At 65.7% G+C, this 17,241-nt stretch carries 11 protein-coding genes and 1 tRNA gene; 8 read left to right on the top strand and 4 right to left on the bottom strand.

The window, feature by feature from the left end; all coding sequences use genetic code 11:
• Positions 1 to 124 precede the first annotated feature (124 nt).
• From ACE37B_RS20160 to ACE37B_RS20145, 4 genes are all read left to right on the top strand, one after another.
• The gene (locus tag ACE37B_RS20160; protein WP_409925131.1) at positions 125 to 4,213 is read left to right on the top strand and encodes a beta strand repeat-containing protein; all 4,089 of its coding nucleotides are present in this window, start codon (positions 125 to 127) and stop codon (positions 4,211 to 4,213) included.
• 330 nt (positions 4,214 to 4,543) lie between these two features.
• Positions 4,544 to 6,598 (top strand): type IIA DNA topoisomerase subunit B, encoded by a 2,055-nt coding sequence (locus tag ACE37B_RS20155; RefSeq protein ID WP_409925252.1) that lies wholly within the window; start codon positions 4,544 to 4,546, stop codon positions 6,596 to 6,598.
• 65 nt (positions 6,599 to 6,663) lie between these two features.
• Positions 6,664 to 9,162: a DNA gyrase subunit A gene (gene gyrA / locus ACE37B_RS20150; RefSeq protein WP_409925130.1), complete on the top strand. Its 2,499-nt coding sequence runs from the start codon at positions 6,664 to 6,666 to the stop codon at positions 9,160 to 9,162.
• Between the two features lie 68 nt (positions 9,163 to 9,230).
• Complete coding sequence (locus ACE37B_RS20145) at positions 9,231 to 9,620, top strand: pilus assembly protein TadG-related protein (protein ID WP_409925129.1); 390 nt, start codon at positions 9,231 to 9,233, stop codon at positions 9,618 to 9,620.
• Positions 9,621 to 9,693: 73 nt separating this feature from the next.
• Here the strand turns inward: ACE37B_RS20145 and ACE37B_RS20140 are convergent, their stop codons facing one another.
• Positions 9,694 to 10,287 carry a hypothetical protein gene (locus ACE37B_RS20140; protein ID WP_409925128.1) on the bottom strand — a complete coding sequence of 198 codons (594 nt, stop codon included), beginning with the start codon at positions 10,285 to 10,287 and terminating at the stop codon, positions 9,694 to 9,696.
• On the opposite strand from ACE37B_RS20140, the gene ACE37B_RS20135 reads away from it, so the two are divergent.
• From ACE37B_RS20135 to ACE37B_RS20120, 4 genes are all read left to right on the top strand, one after another.
• Complete coding sequence (locus ACE37B_RS20135; protein WP_409925127.1) at positions 10,255 to 11,022, top strand: DUF3566 domain-containing protein; 768 nt, start codon at positions 10,255 to 10,257, stop codon at positions 11,020 to 11,022. The genes ACE37B_RS20140 and ACE37B_RS20135 overlap by 33 nt on opposite strands.
• A 15-nt stretch (positions 11,023 to 11,037) precedes the next feature.
• A tRNA-Ile gene (locus ACE37B_RS20130) sits at positions 11,038 to 11,114 on the top strand.
• A 166-nt stretch (positions 11,115 to 11,280) separates the two neighbouring features.
• A complete protein-coding gene (locus ACE37B_RS20125) occupies positions 11,281 to 12,231 on the top strand; it encodes a hypothetical protein (protein WP_409925126.1) in 951 nt (316 codons plus the stop codon).
• The gene (locus ACE37B_RS20120; protein ID WP_409925125.1) at positions 12,224 to 13,081 is read left to right on the top strand and encodes an alpha/beta fold hydrolase; all 858 of its coding nucleotides are present in this window, start codon (positions 12,224 to 12,226) and stop codon (positions 13,079 to 13,081) included. Before ACE37B_RS20125 ends, ACE37B_RS20120 begins: the two co-directional genes overlap by 8 nt.
• A 27-nt stretch (positions 13,082 to 13,108) precedes the next feature.
• Here ACE37B_RS20120 and ACE37B_RS20115 read toward each other — a convergent pair whose 3' ends face one another.
• Genes ACE37B_RS20115 through ACE37B_RS20105 form a run of 3 tightly spaced genes read right to left on the bottom strand, consistent with a single transcriptional unit; the run spans position 13,109 to position 17,170 of the window.
• Positions 13,109 to 13,666, bottom strand: coding sequence for a DUF1003 domain-containing protein (locus ACE37B_RS20115; protein WP_409925124.1), 558 nt, complete (start codon positions 13,664 to 13,666; stop codon positions 13,109 to 13,111).
• Positions 13,663 to 14,916 (bottom strand): magnesium transporter MgtE N-terminal domain-containing protein, encoded by a 1,254-nt coding sequence (locus ACE37B_RS20110; RefSeq protein WP_409925123.1) that lies wholly within the window; start codon positions 14,914 to 14,916, stop codon positions 13,663 to 13,665. Before ACE37B_RS20110 ends, ACE37B_RS20115 begins: the two co-directional genes overlap by 4 nt.
• 16 nt (positions 14,917 to 14,932) lie before the next feature.
• Complete coding sequence (locus tag ACE37B_RS20105; protein WP_409925122.1) at positions 14,933 to 17,170, bottom strand: molybdopterin-dependent oxidoreductase; 2,238 nt, start codon at positions 17,168 to 17,170, stop codon at positions 14,933 to 14,935.
• Positions 17,171 to 17,241 lie beyond the last annotated feature (71 nt).

The following is a 17,241-nucleotide window of genomic DNA, read 5'->3' as shown; positions in this document are numbered from 1 at the left end:
CGGTCGGCCGCTCGACGTGGAATCATGGTCCCGAGTCTCGGGAGGGCGCATGAGCACAGGTTCAGCAAACACTGTGGGCCGTCGCGCGACGGCTGTCGCAGCGTGCATCGCATTGGCCGCGACGATGACGGTAGCGGGATCGACGGCAGCGACCAGCGAACAGTCGGCAGACTTCGACGACGTCGCCACGGAGGCGGACGACCTGCTCACGTTGTCACTCGTCACCGCAGGCATCGCGCGACTCTCCGGCAGCGGAGGTCTGAGTGCCACGGTCGACGTTGCCGATGCAGCGTCACCGCCGGGGTTCACACCCCAGCCGCTCGTGATCGAGAGTCTCGGTGGCAACGACACGCTCGTCATCGACTTCAGCAACGGCAATCCGGTGCCTCCCGATGGCCTGGTGTTTCTCGGCGGCGACCAGCGCCCCGACGGTCGAGGCGATGTGCTCGAACTCGTCGGTGGCTCCAGTGACACCGTGACTCACAGCTTCATCAACGATCACGACGGCGACATCGAACTCGACATCGACGGTCGTCCGACCCGGATCGACTATCGCGGACTCGAGCCGGTGGTCGACAACATCTCGGCGAGCAATCGGGTGTTCACGTTCACCGGTGGCGACGAGACGATCCAACTCACGAACGCGTTGCCCAGCGGCTCCTCGTTCATCGATTCGTCACTCGGTGAGAGTGTGACGTTCGTGAACCCGACCAGTTCTCTCACGGTGACCACCCAGAACGGATCGGACACGGTCAACGTCCAGGGAATCGACCCCGCCTTCGTGGCGGACGTGACCATCGACGGCAACCCCGACACACTGATCAGCTTTGCGTCGAACCCGCTCGACATCTCGTTCGGAAAGCTGACCGCATCGGGCGGTCGAGTCGACTTCCTGACGAACATCCGCGCCGGAGGCGGTATCGAGATCGCCACCGCCGGCAGCATTGCGTTGACCGCCAACGTCGACCTCGACGCGAACGGGCCGATCAGCATGACGGCCGACACCGCCGCGAACGGACTCGGCGAGTTCACGATGAGCCCGACGTCGTCGATGAATGGCTTCGCCGCAGCGATCGACATCTCCGCCGGTGGCGCCGTGACGATCGCCGAGATCGCCACCACACCGGCAAATCTGACTCCCCTCACCGCCGTGAGCACGACGAGCGACGTCGTACTGGCCGGCGCGATCGGCGTGGCGAGTGTCGATGTCGAGGCAGAGGGTGACGTCGTGCTGTCCGGCGAACTGTCGACCGGCGGTGCAGTGTCGTTCGACGCAGGCGACGACATCGACATCGCCCCGAGCGTGCGCCCGATCATCACCGGTGTGGGGCCGGTGTCGTTCGTTGCGGGCGGTGATGTCGACGTCCGTGTCCAGGGGTTCACGTCCATCCCTCCGCTCAACGTGGACGCAGCGTCGTTCCTTGCCGGCGACGGCGGTCTGATCGTCGCCGGCCGCGCCAGCGTGACCACGACCGGCGCGGTGACGACCGGAGGCAACGGGTTCGACGCAGGTGAGCTGTCGATCGACGCCGGCTCGTTGTTGGTCTCGGGGGGTGGACTCGAGACGTCCGGAGCCGCCGACATCGAGGTCGACACGACAGCGGTCATCGAGCAGTCCGGTGCTCGGTTCACCGCTGGAGTGAACTTGCAGGCGGGCTCACTCACCATCAGCGACGGGGGTCTGCAAGCGTCGGGTCCCGAGCTCGCCTCGATCACGACGCAGGGCGATGCGTTGGTTCGCGGCACCGGCATCGCAGGAGCCGGATCGATCGAGTTGGATGTCGGTGGTTCGCTCGACAGTGACGACGGCGGAATCACCAACAGTCTGGGCTCTGGCGACATCGACATCGATGTCTCGGGTGATGCGAGCGTCGGCGGCGCCGGCGTGGCGAGCGCCGGTTCGGTGGATTTCGACGTCGATGGTGATCTCGATGCGAGAGATGGTGGCTTCATCGCCACCGCTGGTTCCGGCGACATCACGGTGACGGCAGGCGGTGCTGCGACGATCGTCCAAGGCGGCGCCGATGGCACCGGCAGCATCGACGTCACGGCAACGAGTGACCTCGTCGTCGAAGGCATCTCCTCCACCTCGTCGTCGGTGGACGCCGTCCGCCTGGTCAGCCTGAACGGAGCGATTCTGAATGGTGACGACGTGGTGTTTCCGTCGGGCAGCACGACCGTCGAAGTGCTGACAGGCGGTGTCGTGTTCGATGCTCCGGTGGGCATCGGAGTGCCGGGCGGATCGGGCAGGGCGGCGATCCGGACGAACGTGGCCGACGTTGCCGCCACATCAGCTGGTGACATCAGGCTCATCGAGTTCGACGGCCTGTCGAGCCTCGACGTCGATGCAGGTGCCGCGACGGTCGGTCTCACGGCCGACGGTCCGATCACTGACACCGACGCTGCTGTCGATCTCTCCGGATTCATGGCCGAGATCGACACCACCGGCAGCCTGGGGGCGTCCGGTGCCCCGATCCAGACCGACCTCGGATCGCTCGTGGCGACGTCGGTCGGCGCCTCGTTCCTCGACGAAGCCGACATCGTGTCGGTGCCGTCGTTCGACAATGGCGGCAGTGCGGTGTCACTCGTCGGTGGCTCGTTCGCCGTCAACGGGACCATTGTCAGCCCGACACGGCTCGCCGGTGGCACACTCGCCGGATCGGGAACGATCGACGGGGATGTCACGTCGTGGGCGTCTGGTGGCGGCATCGCTCCGGGTACTTCTCCCGGCATCGTGACGGTCGACGGAGACATCACACTCGACACCATGACCAGCTTCGACGTCGAGATCGACGGAACCACCGTCGGGACGGGCTACGACCGACTGTCGGTGACGGGTGATGGCCGGACGGTGACCCTCGGGGCGGCGGCCCTGGTCGTCGCCGTCGGCGCAGCCCTCGCCGTCGGTGACACGTTCACGATCATCGAGTTGGCGGCGTCGTCGTCGGTGCTGTCGGGCACGTTTGCCGGCCTCGACGAGGGATCGGCGTTCACGTCCGATGGTCAACGCTTCGTCATCAGCTACGTCGGCGGAGACGGCAATGACGTCGTGCTGACAGCGGTCGATCCGGTGCCGGCGATCGTGCCGCTCGACCCGGCCAGATTCGTCGACACTCGTTCGGCGGGCGAGACGATCGACGACGCTTTCGCAGCGGAGGGCAAGCGGCTGGCCGGTACGCAGTACCGCGTGCAGATCGCGGGCCGAGGTGACGTTCCGGCCGATGCGATCGGGGTCGTGGTCAACGTCACGGCGATCCAGGCCGACGGGGTCGGATTCGTGACGGCCCATCCGTGTGCCGAGCCGCACCCTCTCACCTCATCGCTCAACTTCGCAGCGGGCGTCAACCTCGGCAACGAGGTCATCGTCGGACTCGACGACGAGGGATTCGTGTGTCTCTTCACCTCGGCGACCACGCATCTGGCCGGCGACGTGGTCGGCTTCGTTCCGGCGGAGTCACCGACGACCACGACGGTTCCGGCCCGCGTGCTCGACACGCGTGATTCGGCCACCATCGACGGTCTCTTCCAAGGTGCCGGGCGCACCGAGGCGGGCGCGACGACCAGGGTTCGCCTCGCCGGTCGCCACACCGTGCCCGGCGACGCCCGAACGGTCATCGTCAACGTGACAGCCGTGCGTCCCGCACAACGCGGGTTCGTGACCGCCAGCGCATGCCTGGACCCGATTCCGACCGCATCGTCGCTGAACTACGAGGCCGGCGTGACGCGCGGTAACGAACTGGTGGTGACGCTCGACGGGTCGGGAGATCTGTGTCTGTTCACGAGCAGCTCGATCGACCTCACCATCGACGTGATGGGATACATCGACGACACGCCGACGCTGACGGCCTCGACACCCGCTCGTCTGCTCGACACGAGAGCCGGCGAAGGGACGATCGATGACGTCGGCGACCTGGACGAACGGCGTGCGGCCGGATCGACGCTCACCTTGCCGGTCGCCGGCCGAGGCGACGTGCCGGCGGATGCGCTCGGCGTGGTGGTGAACGTCACCTCGATCCAGGCCGACGGCGTCGGATTCGTCACGGTCGCTCCGTGTGGCGACACGGTGCCGGTGGCCTCGAGTCTGAACTACGTGGCGGGCGCGAATGGCGGCAACGAGGTCGTCGCCCGACTGTCGGCGCGCGGCGAGTTGTGTCTGTTCACGTCGAACTCGACGCACCTGGTAGCCGACGTCGTGGCGTACCTGCCTGCGTAGCACTCCGTCGGTCGGTCTGCATCGCTGCAGCAGACGATTTCCGGCGGGCTCGCGAGCATGCGTTCCCGCATCACGGATCTGGGGTCCGGATCAGAATCACCGTCGTGTGATTTCTCGACGCGAGGAGGCCGATTGAACCGTGTGTGTCACACCCCGCTGGTAGGCTAGAACCCATTGCAACTGGGGGTTCCGGCGCCGGTCTGACCGCATCTGGCACGCCTGTCGTCCAGTGTCGATCGTGCCCGCACGGGCAACACGAATCTGTATCCGCACGTCCCGCGAGGGCGTTGACGCAAGAAGGTACGAGTGTCCACTGACACCGCAGCAAGCATGCTTCCGACTCCTGACGGTGACGACGACGCCACCGCACCCATCGAGCGCCCGGCGGCTACCGACACCCCACCTGCCGAGAAGCGGCTTCGCAAGAAGAACTCGACCGAGGGCGCCAAGACCACCGCTGCCTACGACGCGGCGGCGATCACGGTGCTCGAAGGCCTGGATCCGGTGCGCAAGCGCCCGGGCATGTACATCGGCTCGACCGGCCTCGCTGGTTTGCACCACCTCATCTGGGAAGTCGTCGACAACTCCGTCGACGAGGCGATGGCGGGTCACTGTGACCGCATCAGCATCACGCTGACCGCCGATGGTGGCTGCAGCGTCGCCGACAACGGGCGCGGCATTCCGATCGATCCGTTCACGAGCGGCGAGCACAAAGGCAAGTCGGCGGCCGAGGTCGTGCTGACCGTATTGCACGCCGGCGGCAAGTTCGGCGGCGACGGCTACAAGGTCTCCGGTGGTCTGCACGGCGTCGGTGTGTCGGTGGTCAACGCACTGTCGACCAAGCTGTTGATCCAGGTCGATCGTGGCGGCAAGCGCTACGAGCAGACCTACGCCGACGGTGGTGTACCGCAGAACAAGATGACCGTGGTCGGCGACACTCCGAGTCGTGGTCGCACCACGGGTACGACCATCACGTTCTGGCCCGACCCCACGATCTTCCAGGCCGAAGGTGTCGAGTTCGTTGCTCGCACCGTTCTCGAACGGCTGCAGACGATGGCGTTCCTCAACAAGGGCCTCATCATCGAGTTCACCGATCAGCGACCAGAGCGTGAACAAGAGATCACGTACCAGTACAAGGGTGGTCTGGTCGACTTCGTCAAGCATCTCAACGCCACCAAAGACCCGCTGTTCAGCAAGGTCTGTCAGTTCGAAGACGAAGACGACGAGGGCCAGATGCTCGACGTCGCGATGCAGTGGAACACCGGCTACCACGAAGGTATCCACGGCTACGCCAACGGCATCTCGACCATCGAGGGCGGGATGCACATCGAAGGTTTCCGCACCGCGCTCACCACCACGATCAACAAGTACGCGCGCGAGAAGAACCTGCTCAAGGAAAAAGACCCGAACCTGAGCGGAGACGACGTGCGAGAAGGCCTCACGGCGATCGTTTCGGTGAAGCTGCGTGAACCGCAGTTCGAAGGCCAGACCAAAGCCAAGCTCGGCAACGTGCCCATGCGCTCGTTCGTCCAGAAGGCGACCAACGAGATGCTCGCCGAGTGGTTGCAGGAGAATCCGACCGAAGCGAACAAGCTCGTCAAGAAGGGCATGGCCGCAGCTCAGGCGCGCGCTGCGGCGAAGAACGCGCGCAACGCGATCCGTCGCAAGACAGCGCTGTCGGGCGCCGGTATGCCCGACAAGCTGAAGGATTGCCAGTCGAAGAACGCGGACGAGTCCGAGTTGTTCATCGTCGAGGGCGACTCGGCGGGCGGCACCGCGGTCGATGCCCGCCATCCCTACAGTCAGGCGATCCTGCCCATTCGCGGCAAGATCCTCAACGTCGAGCGCGCACGCATCGACAAGATGCTCAAGAACAACGAGATCCAAGCGTTGATCACCGCGATCGGCGCGGGTGTCGGTGACGAGTTCGAGGTCGAGAAGGCCCGCTATCACAAGGTGATCTGCCTCGCTGACGCCGACGTCGACGGCAGCCACATCCGCACCCTGTTGCTCACGTTCTTCTTCCGCCAGATGCGCGAGATGGTCGAGGCCGGCTACTGCTACATCGCGCAGCCGCCGCTGTACTCGACCGAGATCGGCAAGGAGAAGGTCTATCTCAAAGACGACATCGCGAAAGCGAAGTTCCTCGAGGAGCGACCGAACCACAAGAAGCAGTTCGCTCGCCTGAAGGGTCTCGGCGAAATGGACTGGGAAGAGCTCCGATCCACGACGATGGACCCGGCGACGCGCACGCTGCTGCAGGTCAACGTCGACGAAGCCGCACGCGCCGACGAGATCATGTCGACGCTGATGGGCGACGACGTGGCGACGCGCCGCGAGTTCATCACCACCAACGCCCGCGACGTTCAGCACCTCGATTTCTAGCGTGGCCCACTTCGGCGTTTCGCTCGCCTGCTCGCTTCTGCTGACTCCACCACAGGACACATCTCATGACTGATACGACCGATACGAATCCGCCTGAGCCCCCAGAGCCGCCTGTCGGTGGTGGTGGCGACGACGGTGGCGACGACGCGATCCAGCCGATCCCGCTCTCCGACGAGATGGAGAACTCGTTCCTGGAGTACGCGATGTCGGTCATCATGTCGCGCGCCCTGCCCGACGTGCGCGACGGGCTCAAGCCGGTGCACCGGCGGATCATCTGGGACATGGAAGAGCAGGGGTTTCGCCCCGATCGGGCCCACGTGAAGTGTGCTCGCGTCGCCGGTGACACCATGGCGCGTTTCCACCCTCACGGCGACTCCGCGATCTACGCGGCACTGGTCCGCATGGCGCAGCCCTTCTCACTACGCCACCCGCTGATCGACTTCCACGGCAACTACGGCAGCCCAGACTTCGGCCCCGCGGCATCGCGATACACCGAGTGTCGTCTCCACCCGTTGGCGATGCAGCTGTTGGCCGACATCGACGAAGACACCGTCGACATGATCCCGAACTACGACGGCACCACCGAGGAGCCGCTCGTTCTTCCGTCACGTTTTCCGAACCTGTTGGTCAACGGCAGCCAGGGCATCGCGGTCGGGATGGCGACCAACATTCCGCCGCACAACCTCGGTGAAGTCATCGATGCTGTAGTCCATCTGATCGACCATCCCGACGCCACGGTCGACGACATGATGACCCACGTCAAGGGGCCGGACTTTCCGACCGGTGCCTACATTCTCGGGCGCGCCGGGATCATCGATGCCTACCGAACCGGGCGCGGCAGCGTCAAGATGCGCGCGAAGGCCAGCATCGAAGAAGGCAAGAACGGTCGCTACGAGATCATCGTCACCGAACTGCCCTACCAGACGAGTTGCTCGTCGATCGCGGCGCGCATCCAAGAGCTCGTCGACGCCGGTGACCTCGAGGGCATCTCCGATGTCAACGACGACTCGTCAGGCGGCAAGACCAGCCTCATCATCTCACTGAAGCGAGACGGCAACGCCAACGTCATCCTCAACAAGCTCTACAAGTTGACGCAGCTGCAGTCGACGTTCTCGATCAACATGGTCGCCCTCGTCGACGGGGTACCGCGTCAACTGACGCTGCTCGATGCGCTGCAGGCCTACGTCCGGCACCAGGTCGACGTCATCACCCGTCGTACCGAGTTCCGTCTGGCGAAAGCCGAGCGGCGTGAGCACATCCTCGAAGGGCGGATCAAGGCCCTCAACGTCATCGACGAGATCATCGCCCTGATCCGGGCCAGTGACGATGTCGCCACGGCTCGCGAGGGCCTGATGGCCGAGCCGTTCGAGTTCTCCGAGGTCCAGGCCAACGACATTCTCGACATGCAGTTGCGTCAACTGACCCGACTGTCACGCATCGACCTCGAGACCGAACTCGACGACATCCGGGCGAGCATTCAAGACCTGCAAGACATCCTCGCCCGGCCCGAGCGGCTCAACGGTGTCATCAAAGACGAGATCACCGCGATCAAGGAAGAGTTTGCGACGCCCCGCGTGTGCGAGATCACCTACGACGACGGGGAAATGTCGATCGAAGACCTGGTGGACGACAAAGAACTCGTCATCGTCATGACGCAGGCGCAGTACATCAAGGCCGTGTCGGCCGGGTCGTTCAAGACCCAGGGTCGTGGTGGCCGAGGGGTGTCGGGCGGCAAGCTCAAGGTCGACGACATCGTGCGTCACGTCATCTTCACCACGGCGCACGCGCACCTGCTGTTCTTCTCGAACCGAGGCAAGGTCTACCGATTGCGAGCGCTCGACATTCCCGAGCGTGAACGCACCGCCAAGGGCATGCCGATGGTGAACTTGTTGCCGTTGCAGCCCGACGAGACGATCCAGGCGATCATCGACACGCGCGAGTTCGCCGGCGATCGCTACCTGTTCTTCGCCACCGAGAAAGGCACGGTCAAGAAGACCACGTTCGACGCGTACGACTCGTCTCGTCGTGACGGGCTCATCGCGATCAACCTTCGAGACGACGATCGCTTGATGAAGGTCATCGAAACCAGCGGCGACGACGACATCTTCATGGTCAGCAAGCGCGGCATGACGATTCGCTTCAACGAGAATGACGTGCGCCCGATGGGACGCAGCGCGGCTGGCGTACGCGGCATGAAGCTCAAGAACGGCGACGACGGTGTCGTGTCGATCGACGTGGCCCGTGACGACACTGCGATCTTGATGATGACCGAGGCCGGCTACGGCAAGCGCACGCAGCTCGACAAGTTCAACGTGCAAGGTCGCGGTGGGCAAGGCGTCATGGGCATCAAGTTGACCGGCAAGAAGGGCGAGGTCGTCGATGCCTTCATGGTCGGCCTCGACGACGAGATCGTCGCGGTGTCTCGAAACGGCATCACGATTCGAATGGGCGTGCGTGACATCTCATCGCAAGGTCGTACCGCGACCGGTGTGAGGGTGATGAACATGGATGCCGGCGACGTCGTGGGCTCGGTCGCACCGATCCTCGCCACCGACGACACCTGATCTCGCGGTTTCGACCGCCTCTCGCAGCTCGCCGTTGCCTCACCTGGACGAACCCTGGGAGGTCGCGCATGCGTGACGAGACGACCGCGACGAATCACATCCACTCACCTCACATCGCCGCGACTCACACTGGTTCGGCCAGACCGACCTGGTGCCGCGGCGACATCGGCCAGGCTGCGATCGTGGTGGTCGCAGTCGCGGCTGCGTTGCTGGTGGCCATCTTGCTGGCGCTGGTCGATGTGGGTCGCGGAGTGACCGATCGCGCTCGAGCGCAGACGGCCGCCGATGCAGCGGCACTCGCGTCGCTCGACGGAGGTGAGGTCGAGGCGGCTCGCTTCGCCGCACATCACGGTGCGACGCTGGTCAGCTGGCGCGCGGGCCCGGGCGCTGACGAGGTCACCGTCGTCGTGCGATTCGGCGAGGCCACCGCCACCGCCCGGGCCACCGACGCACCCTGATCTCGATCGTGATCGGGGCCGTGACCGCGACGGTCACGATGAGCCGGTTCAGCGGCCGACCGTCAGGGGTCGGTCAAGTGACGGCAACGCGAGGCGGTGAGTGCGTACACTCGGTCGGGTGAGCAAGACCGAGCACGACCTGACGTCGTCGGAGTCTGCCGACGCGCTCGATGATCTGTTCGACGGCTCCGAGTTCGACGAAGCCATGAACGGTGCGCTCGAAGAAGCCGACGTCGAATTCGACTTGGGCACTGCCACTGACGACGACGGAGCCGACGACGATCTCGACGATCCGACCGACGCTCGAGACCGCCTCGATGTCGATGATGTCGATGATGTTGTGACGCTCGATGAGTCCGCCGCTGCTCACGACGACACCGATGACGATCTCGATGAGGTAGCTGATCTCGATGAGGTAGCTGATGACGATGAGGTAGCTGATCTCGATGAGGTAGCTGATCTCGATGAGGTAGCTGATCTCGACGATGACGATGTCGATGAGGTAGCTGATCTCGACGATGACGATGTCGACGATGACGATTTCGAGTTGCCCGAGATCGTGCCGGCGACGCCGGACGATGTCGATGCTGAGGTCGAGCGCTACGACGGTGACCGCCCCGGTGATGCTCGCGTGGTGACGCCGGTCATCGATGCCCCCGAGGCGCACACCGACGTCGATGCTCGCGACCGTGACGATGCCGACTCGCTGGTCGAGCTCGATGACGACGTCGTGACGGACGACATCCTCGAGGAACTTCGTCGTGCCGACATCGATGGGCCCATCGTCGACTTCGCACCACAAGACGACACCGGTGCCGCCAAGCGCCGCCCGCGCCGTCGAGCCGACTACGCGCCGGCGCCGCTGCCGATCCCGGCTCAGATTCCTCGGGTGCTGGGTCGCAAGCCTCGGGTCCGCAAAGTCACCCGCGTCGTTCGCCACGTCGATCCCTGGAGCGTGTTCAAGATCGCGTTGCTGGCGCACAGCGTGCTGTACGTGATCGTGCTCACCGCTGGTGTCCTGCTCTGGAACGTCGCCCACGCCACGGGCACGGTCGACAACGTCGAGCGTTTCTTCGAGTCGTTCGGCTGGAGCGAATTCACCTTCAACGGCGGCGAGATCTACAACGCCGCGTGGATCGCTGGCCTGTTCGTCGTCATCGGCCTGACCGGTCTCGCGGTGCTCGCTGCCACGCTGTTCAACCTCATCACCGATCTCGTCGGCGGCATGCGATTCACCGTGCTCGAAGAAGAAGTCGTCGAGACCCGGGTCTCACCGATGCGCCGCTTCGTCGTGCGGCGCTCGGAGCCCGACGTGCCGGCGGTCATCCGCGATGAATCCGGGTCGATGATCCGCGAAGCCGTGGTCGATGACACGGGTGCGAACGAACGACCCTCCCGATAGTCTCACCTCCTTGTCGGGGCTATAGCTCAGTCGGTTAGAGCGCATCGCTGATAACGATGAGGTCACAAGTTCGATTCTTGTTAGCCCCACCACCCGATGAGATGGATCCGAGGTTCATCCGATGAAGTTCCTCCGCCGAGTCGTATCCGCCGTGGTGCTGGGTTCGATCTTCGCGGCCGGTATCCGGCTGCGGGGGTCAGGTGGAACACCACCGCAGCACGGCGGGTGGCGACCTCTCGATCTGCCCGAGTCGAGCCGATGACCGAGCCGGTCGTCGGCATCATCGGTGCTGGCGTCGTCGGCCGCAGAATCCTGCGACGATTCACCACACTCGTCCCCGACGCGACGCTGATCGAGATCGACACGCGGCGTCAAGACATCGGTGCCATCGCCCAGCGAATCGACCTCGTGATCCTCGCCCAACCTGGTCCGCATCATCCGTCGGCACGTCGTCTGCTCGAGCGTGGGATCGACGTGGTGTCGATCGGCGACGGCGTCGATGATGTGCGCGCGTTGTTCGATCTCGAAGCTGTTGCGCGCCGGGGCGACGCGACGCTGGTGGTCGGCGCGGGGATGTCGTCGGGTTTGGTGGCCCTGCTTGCTCGGCAGTTGGCGGGCAGTTGCAGCTCGATCGACGAAGTGCACGTCCACGTCCATGGCACGGCGGGTCCGTCGTGCGCTCGACAGCATCATCACGCGCTGGCTGGCACGTCGACGAACATGCTCGACGGCCGCGAGATCTCGACACGAGCGGGCACGGGCCGTCAACTCGCCTTCTTCCCGGAGCCGGTTGGCGCGTACGACTGCTATCACGCCGAGATGGCTGCGCCACTCGTGATTCGCCGGGCTTTTCCCGAGGTCGAACGCATCCAGGCGCGGATGTCGGCCAACCGGCGCGACCGGTTGACGTCGCGGCTGCCGATGCTGACACGACCGCATTCCGAGGGTGGCGTCGGTGCGTTGCGCGTCGAGGTTCGGGGCACCGATGATCGCGGCGGTCGGGTGACGCATGTCGCGGGGATCGCCGAACTCGTCGGCACGGCGGCGGCGGCGACCGCTGCTGCATTCGCCGGGCTGCTCCTCGCTGATGAGCGAGCCCCTGGTCTCGTCGTGCCGGGTGGTGAGGATGTGCCCACGACTGATCTGCTTCGGTCCATCGAGCGTCTCGGCGTGCGGCTCCAACTCTTCACCGGGGTGCCGAGTGCGTGACGACACGCCACCGCCGTGGCTCCCCGACGGATCGATCGTCTCGGTCGCCGGACGCGGCGAGTTCTTCGTGCGCCGCCACGTGCACCCGGATCCGTCGGCACCGACCGTGTTGTTGTTGCACGGGTGGACGGCGTCGTCAGACCTGCAGTTCCTGGGGGCGTATCGCCAGTTGGCCGAGGTCTGTTCGTTCGCCGGGCTCGACCATCGTGGGCATGGCCGTGGTGTGCGTTCGCTGACTCCCTTCACCCTCGAAGACGTGGCCGACGATGCGGCAGCGGTCGTTCGTGAACTCGGCCTCGGGCCGGTCATCGTGATCGGGTATTCGATGGGCGGACCGATCGCGATGCACGTGGCGCGACGTCACGGAGATCTCGTCTCGGGCTTGATCGTGCAGGCGACCGCCCTCGAGTGGTCGGCGACGCGGCGTGAGCGGTTGACGTGGTGGTTGCTGCCGATCATGGGCGCGTTCATCCGCTCGCGGACGCAGCCGCGTCTGTTGCGAGCGGCGTCGGCTCGGATGCTCGCTGACGACGCAGAACTCGCCCCGCACCGCGACTGGTTGGTCGCCGAGACGATGCGCAGTGACCCTCGGGTGATTCTCGAAGCGGGCAAGGCACTGCGTCATCACGATGCGCGCGATTGGGCGGCAGACCTCCGGGTACCGGCCGGCTCGTTGATCTCGACGCGTGACCGGCTCGTCAAGCCACGCAAACAACGGGCGCTGGCGGCAGCACTCGGCGCTGACGTCGTGGAGGTGGCGATGGACCACCTCGGCGCGTTGGAGCAGCCCGACGAGTTCGCTGCGGCGACGGTCGAGTTGATCAGCCGAGTGGCTGCGACGCCGCGCTGATTTGCCCCAGCGACGGTCGGCGCTTGGTCAGACGTCGGCGTCGGCGATCTGGGTGCGGTCGGCCGGGTCCGGCTCATCGTCGCCGAGCTTGCGGCTGAGTCCGTCGACTTGGCGTCCGAGGTGCTCGACGGCATCGGTGAGACGAGCGAGCCGGTCGTCGAAGCTCTCGCCGGTCACCATGTCGGAGAGCGACAGACGGACGCTGGCCAGTTCACGAGCCAGGAACTCGGTGTCGGTCTGGGTCCGCTCGGCGACCTCCCTGTCGTTTTCGGCCATGATCCGGTCGCGTCGCTCCTGGCGTGACTGAGCGAGCAGGATCAGCGGTGCGGCGTAGGCGGCCTGGATCGACAGCACGAGGGTCAGCAACGTGAAGCCGCGCGACCACGGGTCGAAGATCAGTCGATCGGGCGCGAACAGGTTGTGGATGATCCAGAGGGTGATGAACACCGTCTGGTAGACGAGGAAGCGGGCCGTGCCGATGAAGCTGGCGATCGACTCGGCGAAGGCACCGAAGGCATCGGTGTCGACCTGGATGCCGAGCCATCGCCGCGAGCGGGGCGCGTTGAGGTCTTCTCGCCGCTTCACGGGGTACTCGTTCGGTTCGCCGGGCGGTGCCGCTTGCGCCACTCCGTTCCCAACATGCGGTCGATCACGTCGTCGACGGTGACCGCTCCGAGGAATCGCCCGGCCGAGTCGCACACGGCGACGGCGAGCAGGTCGTAGCTGGCGAGCTCTTCGGCGACGTGTCGGTCGCTGGTGTCGGGAGCGACCGTCGGGCAGACTTCGACCAGGTGGCGCAGCTCCATCGACGGTGGCTCTCGCAGCAGCCGCTGCATGTGGACCACGCCGAGGAATCGGCCGGTGGGCGACTTGTACGGCGCCTGGCAGACGAACACCTGCGTCGCGATGCTCACGACCCAGTCGGGCTTGCGGATCTCGGCGAGCGCTTCGGCGACGGTCGCGGTCGGACCGAGGATCACCACCTCGGGTGTCATCAGACCGCCGGCGGTGCCTTCCTCGAACGACAGCAAGAGGCGCAGGACGGCCTGGTCGTCGTCGTCCATCACGTCGAGCATGCGCTCCTGTTGAGCTTTGCTCATCTGGCCGAGGAGGTCGGCGAGGTCGTCGAACTCCATCTCGTCGAAGACGCCGACGAGGCGCTCGCGGTCGAGACCTTCGACGATGCGGACCTGTTCTTCCTCGGGGAGTTCCTCGAGGACGTCGGCGAGGCGTTCGTCGTCCATCGCGTGCGCGAGCTGACGTCGCTGCGCATCGGGGAGCGCGCGCACGACGGCGGCGACTTCGGCCGGGTGGATGTCGCGCAGTCGAGCTGCTTCGGCTTCCATCGCTGTCGGATTGTCGAACAGGCCGGGAACCTCGCTGGTGTCGGCGAGTCGGTAGGTGGGTCGTCGCCCGATGCCGCCACGACGAGCGAGGCGGACCTTGTCGATCTCCCAGCGAGTGGACGTGCCGTCGGTTGCTTCGACGAGCGCGATGTCGCTGACCATCTCGTCGCCGATGCGGCGGTCGATGAGTTCCGCCTTGATCAACACCTCGCCGGGACGTGGCTTGAACGGGTTGAGGTCGACGTCCCAGCTCTTGAGGCGGACACCGTCACTGTTGAGCTCGCCGATCCGGTTGGCGTTGACGAAGATGCGCCGACGCTGGCTGTTCGCGACGAAGCCGACGATGCGCGGGGCTTCGGCGGGGCGACCGCGCTGCGCCGGACGGCCAGGGATCGCGACGAGATCTTCGATCTGGCCGATCGGGGATCCACCGGCGTCGAGGAGCGGCAGGCGAGTCACGCGGAACGCGTAGATCTGATCTGCAGCCATGTGGTGCAGGGTACTGTCAGCGTTGGGCGTGCACCTGGACCAACGTGTCGCTGAAGGCCACGCCGCCGCCCCAGTCGGTGAGGGTGTCGTTCGTCAGGCTGTTGGCGACCTTTCCATCGCCGTGGTGATCGCGCCACCACCCGAATGGCACGGCGACGACGCCGGGTCGCAGGCGCTCGCTGATCCGCACCCGCACCACCATTTCGGCGCGGTCGTTGACGACGACGGCCAGGTCGCCGTCGGCGAGGTCACGTGCCGCAGCGTCGAGCGGATCGATCTCGACGAACGGCCCACCTTCGGCCGGGCCATGCTTGGGCAGGTCGGCATAGCCGGAGTTGAGGAAGCGGCGGTGATGCTTCGGCGTGAGGAGCTGGAGCGGGTAGCGGGCGAGCAGCTCCGGATCACCACCTGGACCTTCGGTCGGAGGAACGAAGGTGGGGACGCGCGGCTGGCCGAGTCGTGCGAGCTGATCGGACGCGAACTCCACTTTGCCCGACGGTGTCGCGAAGGGGGTCACGCCGCCAGGGTCACCATAGGGTCGTCCGTCTTCGGGGTACGGGGCCCGGAGCCAGCGCTCGCGGCGGAGTTCGTCGAGATCGATCGTCGGCAGAGCGTCGGCCAACAGCTCGGTATCGGACGCGTGCAGCGCCGGTTCGTCGAGTCCCATCGCAGTCGCCAGTCGGCGGAAGAGCTCGGTGTTGCTGCACGACTCGCCGACGGGGTCGATCGCAGCGTGGTTGTATGCAACCCACAGGTGTCCCCAGGGGAACACGACGTCGTCGCTTTCGATCTGGGTGGTCGCCGGCAGCACGATGTCGGCGAACTTGGCGGTGTCGGTGAGGAACTGCTCGTGCACCACGAGGAACAGGTCGTCACGGGCGAGTCCCTGTTGGACGAGGTCGGCGTTGGGAACGACGACGGACGGGTTGCAGTTCCAGACGATCATCGCGTGGATCGGCGGACCGTCGCCGAGATCGGGGTCGCTTCCGGTGAGCACGGCGCCGAGGCGGCTCATGTTGACCTGGCGCGGGAATCGCCGGGCGTCACCGTTGGCGTCACCGTTGGCATCACGGGTGGTGTCACGGGTGGTGTCACGGGTGGCGTCACGGTTGGCGTCACGGGTCGGGATCAGGTCGGGACGGTGCAGGCTCGTCATGTCGATCTGGCTCTCGGTCCAGAAGCCGACGCTGCGAGAGAAGCCACCACCTCGATCGCGCCAGGCGCCGGTGAGTGCCGGGAGACAGCTGAGCGTGCGGAAGAACATGGCGCCGTTCTCGTGGTGTTCGGCCCCGACGAGCGTGCGAATCGCGGTCGGTCGCGTGGTCGCGACGTCGACGGCGAGCTGTTCGATCACGTCGGCGTCGACGCCGGTCACCGTCGACGCTCGTGCCGGGCTCCAGTCGGCGACTGCGGCGCGCAGTTCGTCGAAGCCGAGGGTGTGTGCGTTCACCCAGTCGCTGTCGTGCAGGTCGCGTTCGATGATGACGTGCATCATCGCCAGCATCATCGCGATGTCGGTTCCGGGACGCGGCTGGATGAACCGGTCACCTCGTTCGGGCAGGACGGCGTCGGCGGTGAGGGTTCGGATCGGGTCGATCACGACGATGCGCGCGCCGTTCGTGCGAGCCTGCTCGATCGTCGGCCAGAGATGTCGATTGGTGAGTCGCGTGTTGGTGGCCCAGAGCACGATCAGCTTGGAGTGCACGAGTTCGGTCGCCTCGAGGCTGGCGCCCGAGCCGTTGGTCATCGACGTGCCGGCGCCGACGGTGACGCCGCAGATCGCCCGCAGCAGCCTCGTGGCGCCGAGGTGATTGAACAAGCGCGCGCCGGCGCCGAACATCGCGAGCAGGCTCTGGTTGCCGGCGTCGGAGTACGGCAGGACCGCCTCGGGTCCGTGTGTGTCGATCACATCGTGCAGCCGTTCGGCGATCTCGGCGAGCGCGTCGTCCCAGCTGATCCGCTCGAACTCGCCCGAACCTTTCGGGCCGACGCGGCGCATCGGATGCAGGATCCGTTCGGGGCTGTACACGCGATCGAGGAAGTGGTTGACCTTCGGACACAGCTCACCCTGCGAGAACGGGTGGTCGGGGTGGCCGCGCAGCTTCACGGCCACGGGCGATGGACCGCTGTCGTCGACGGTCACCGTCCAGCCACACGAGTCGGGGCAGTCGTGATGGCAGGCGCCGACGGCGGTCCGCGAGGCGTCCGTGGTCGAGAGGGCGCCCGTCGTCTCGGGTTGGTCGATCGTCGTCACCGGGCCAGGCTACGACGGCAGCGTGCGGTCGGTCCGGCGTGTTTTCGCCATCGTCCTACAGGAAACCGACC

The organism is Ilumatobacter sp. (genome assembly GCF_046290335.1).
Lineage (GTDB): Bacteria > Actinomycetota > Acidimicrobiia > Acidimicrobiales > Ilumatobacteraceae > Ilumatobacter_A.
Note: the sequence above shows the minus strand (reverse complement) of the source record. Positions and strands in the feature narration are given on the sequence as shown.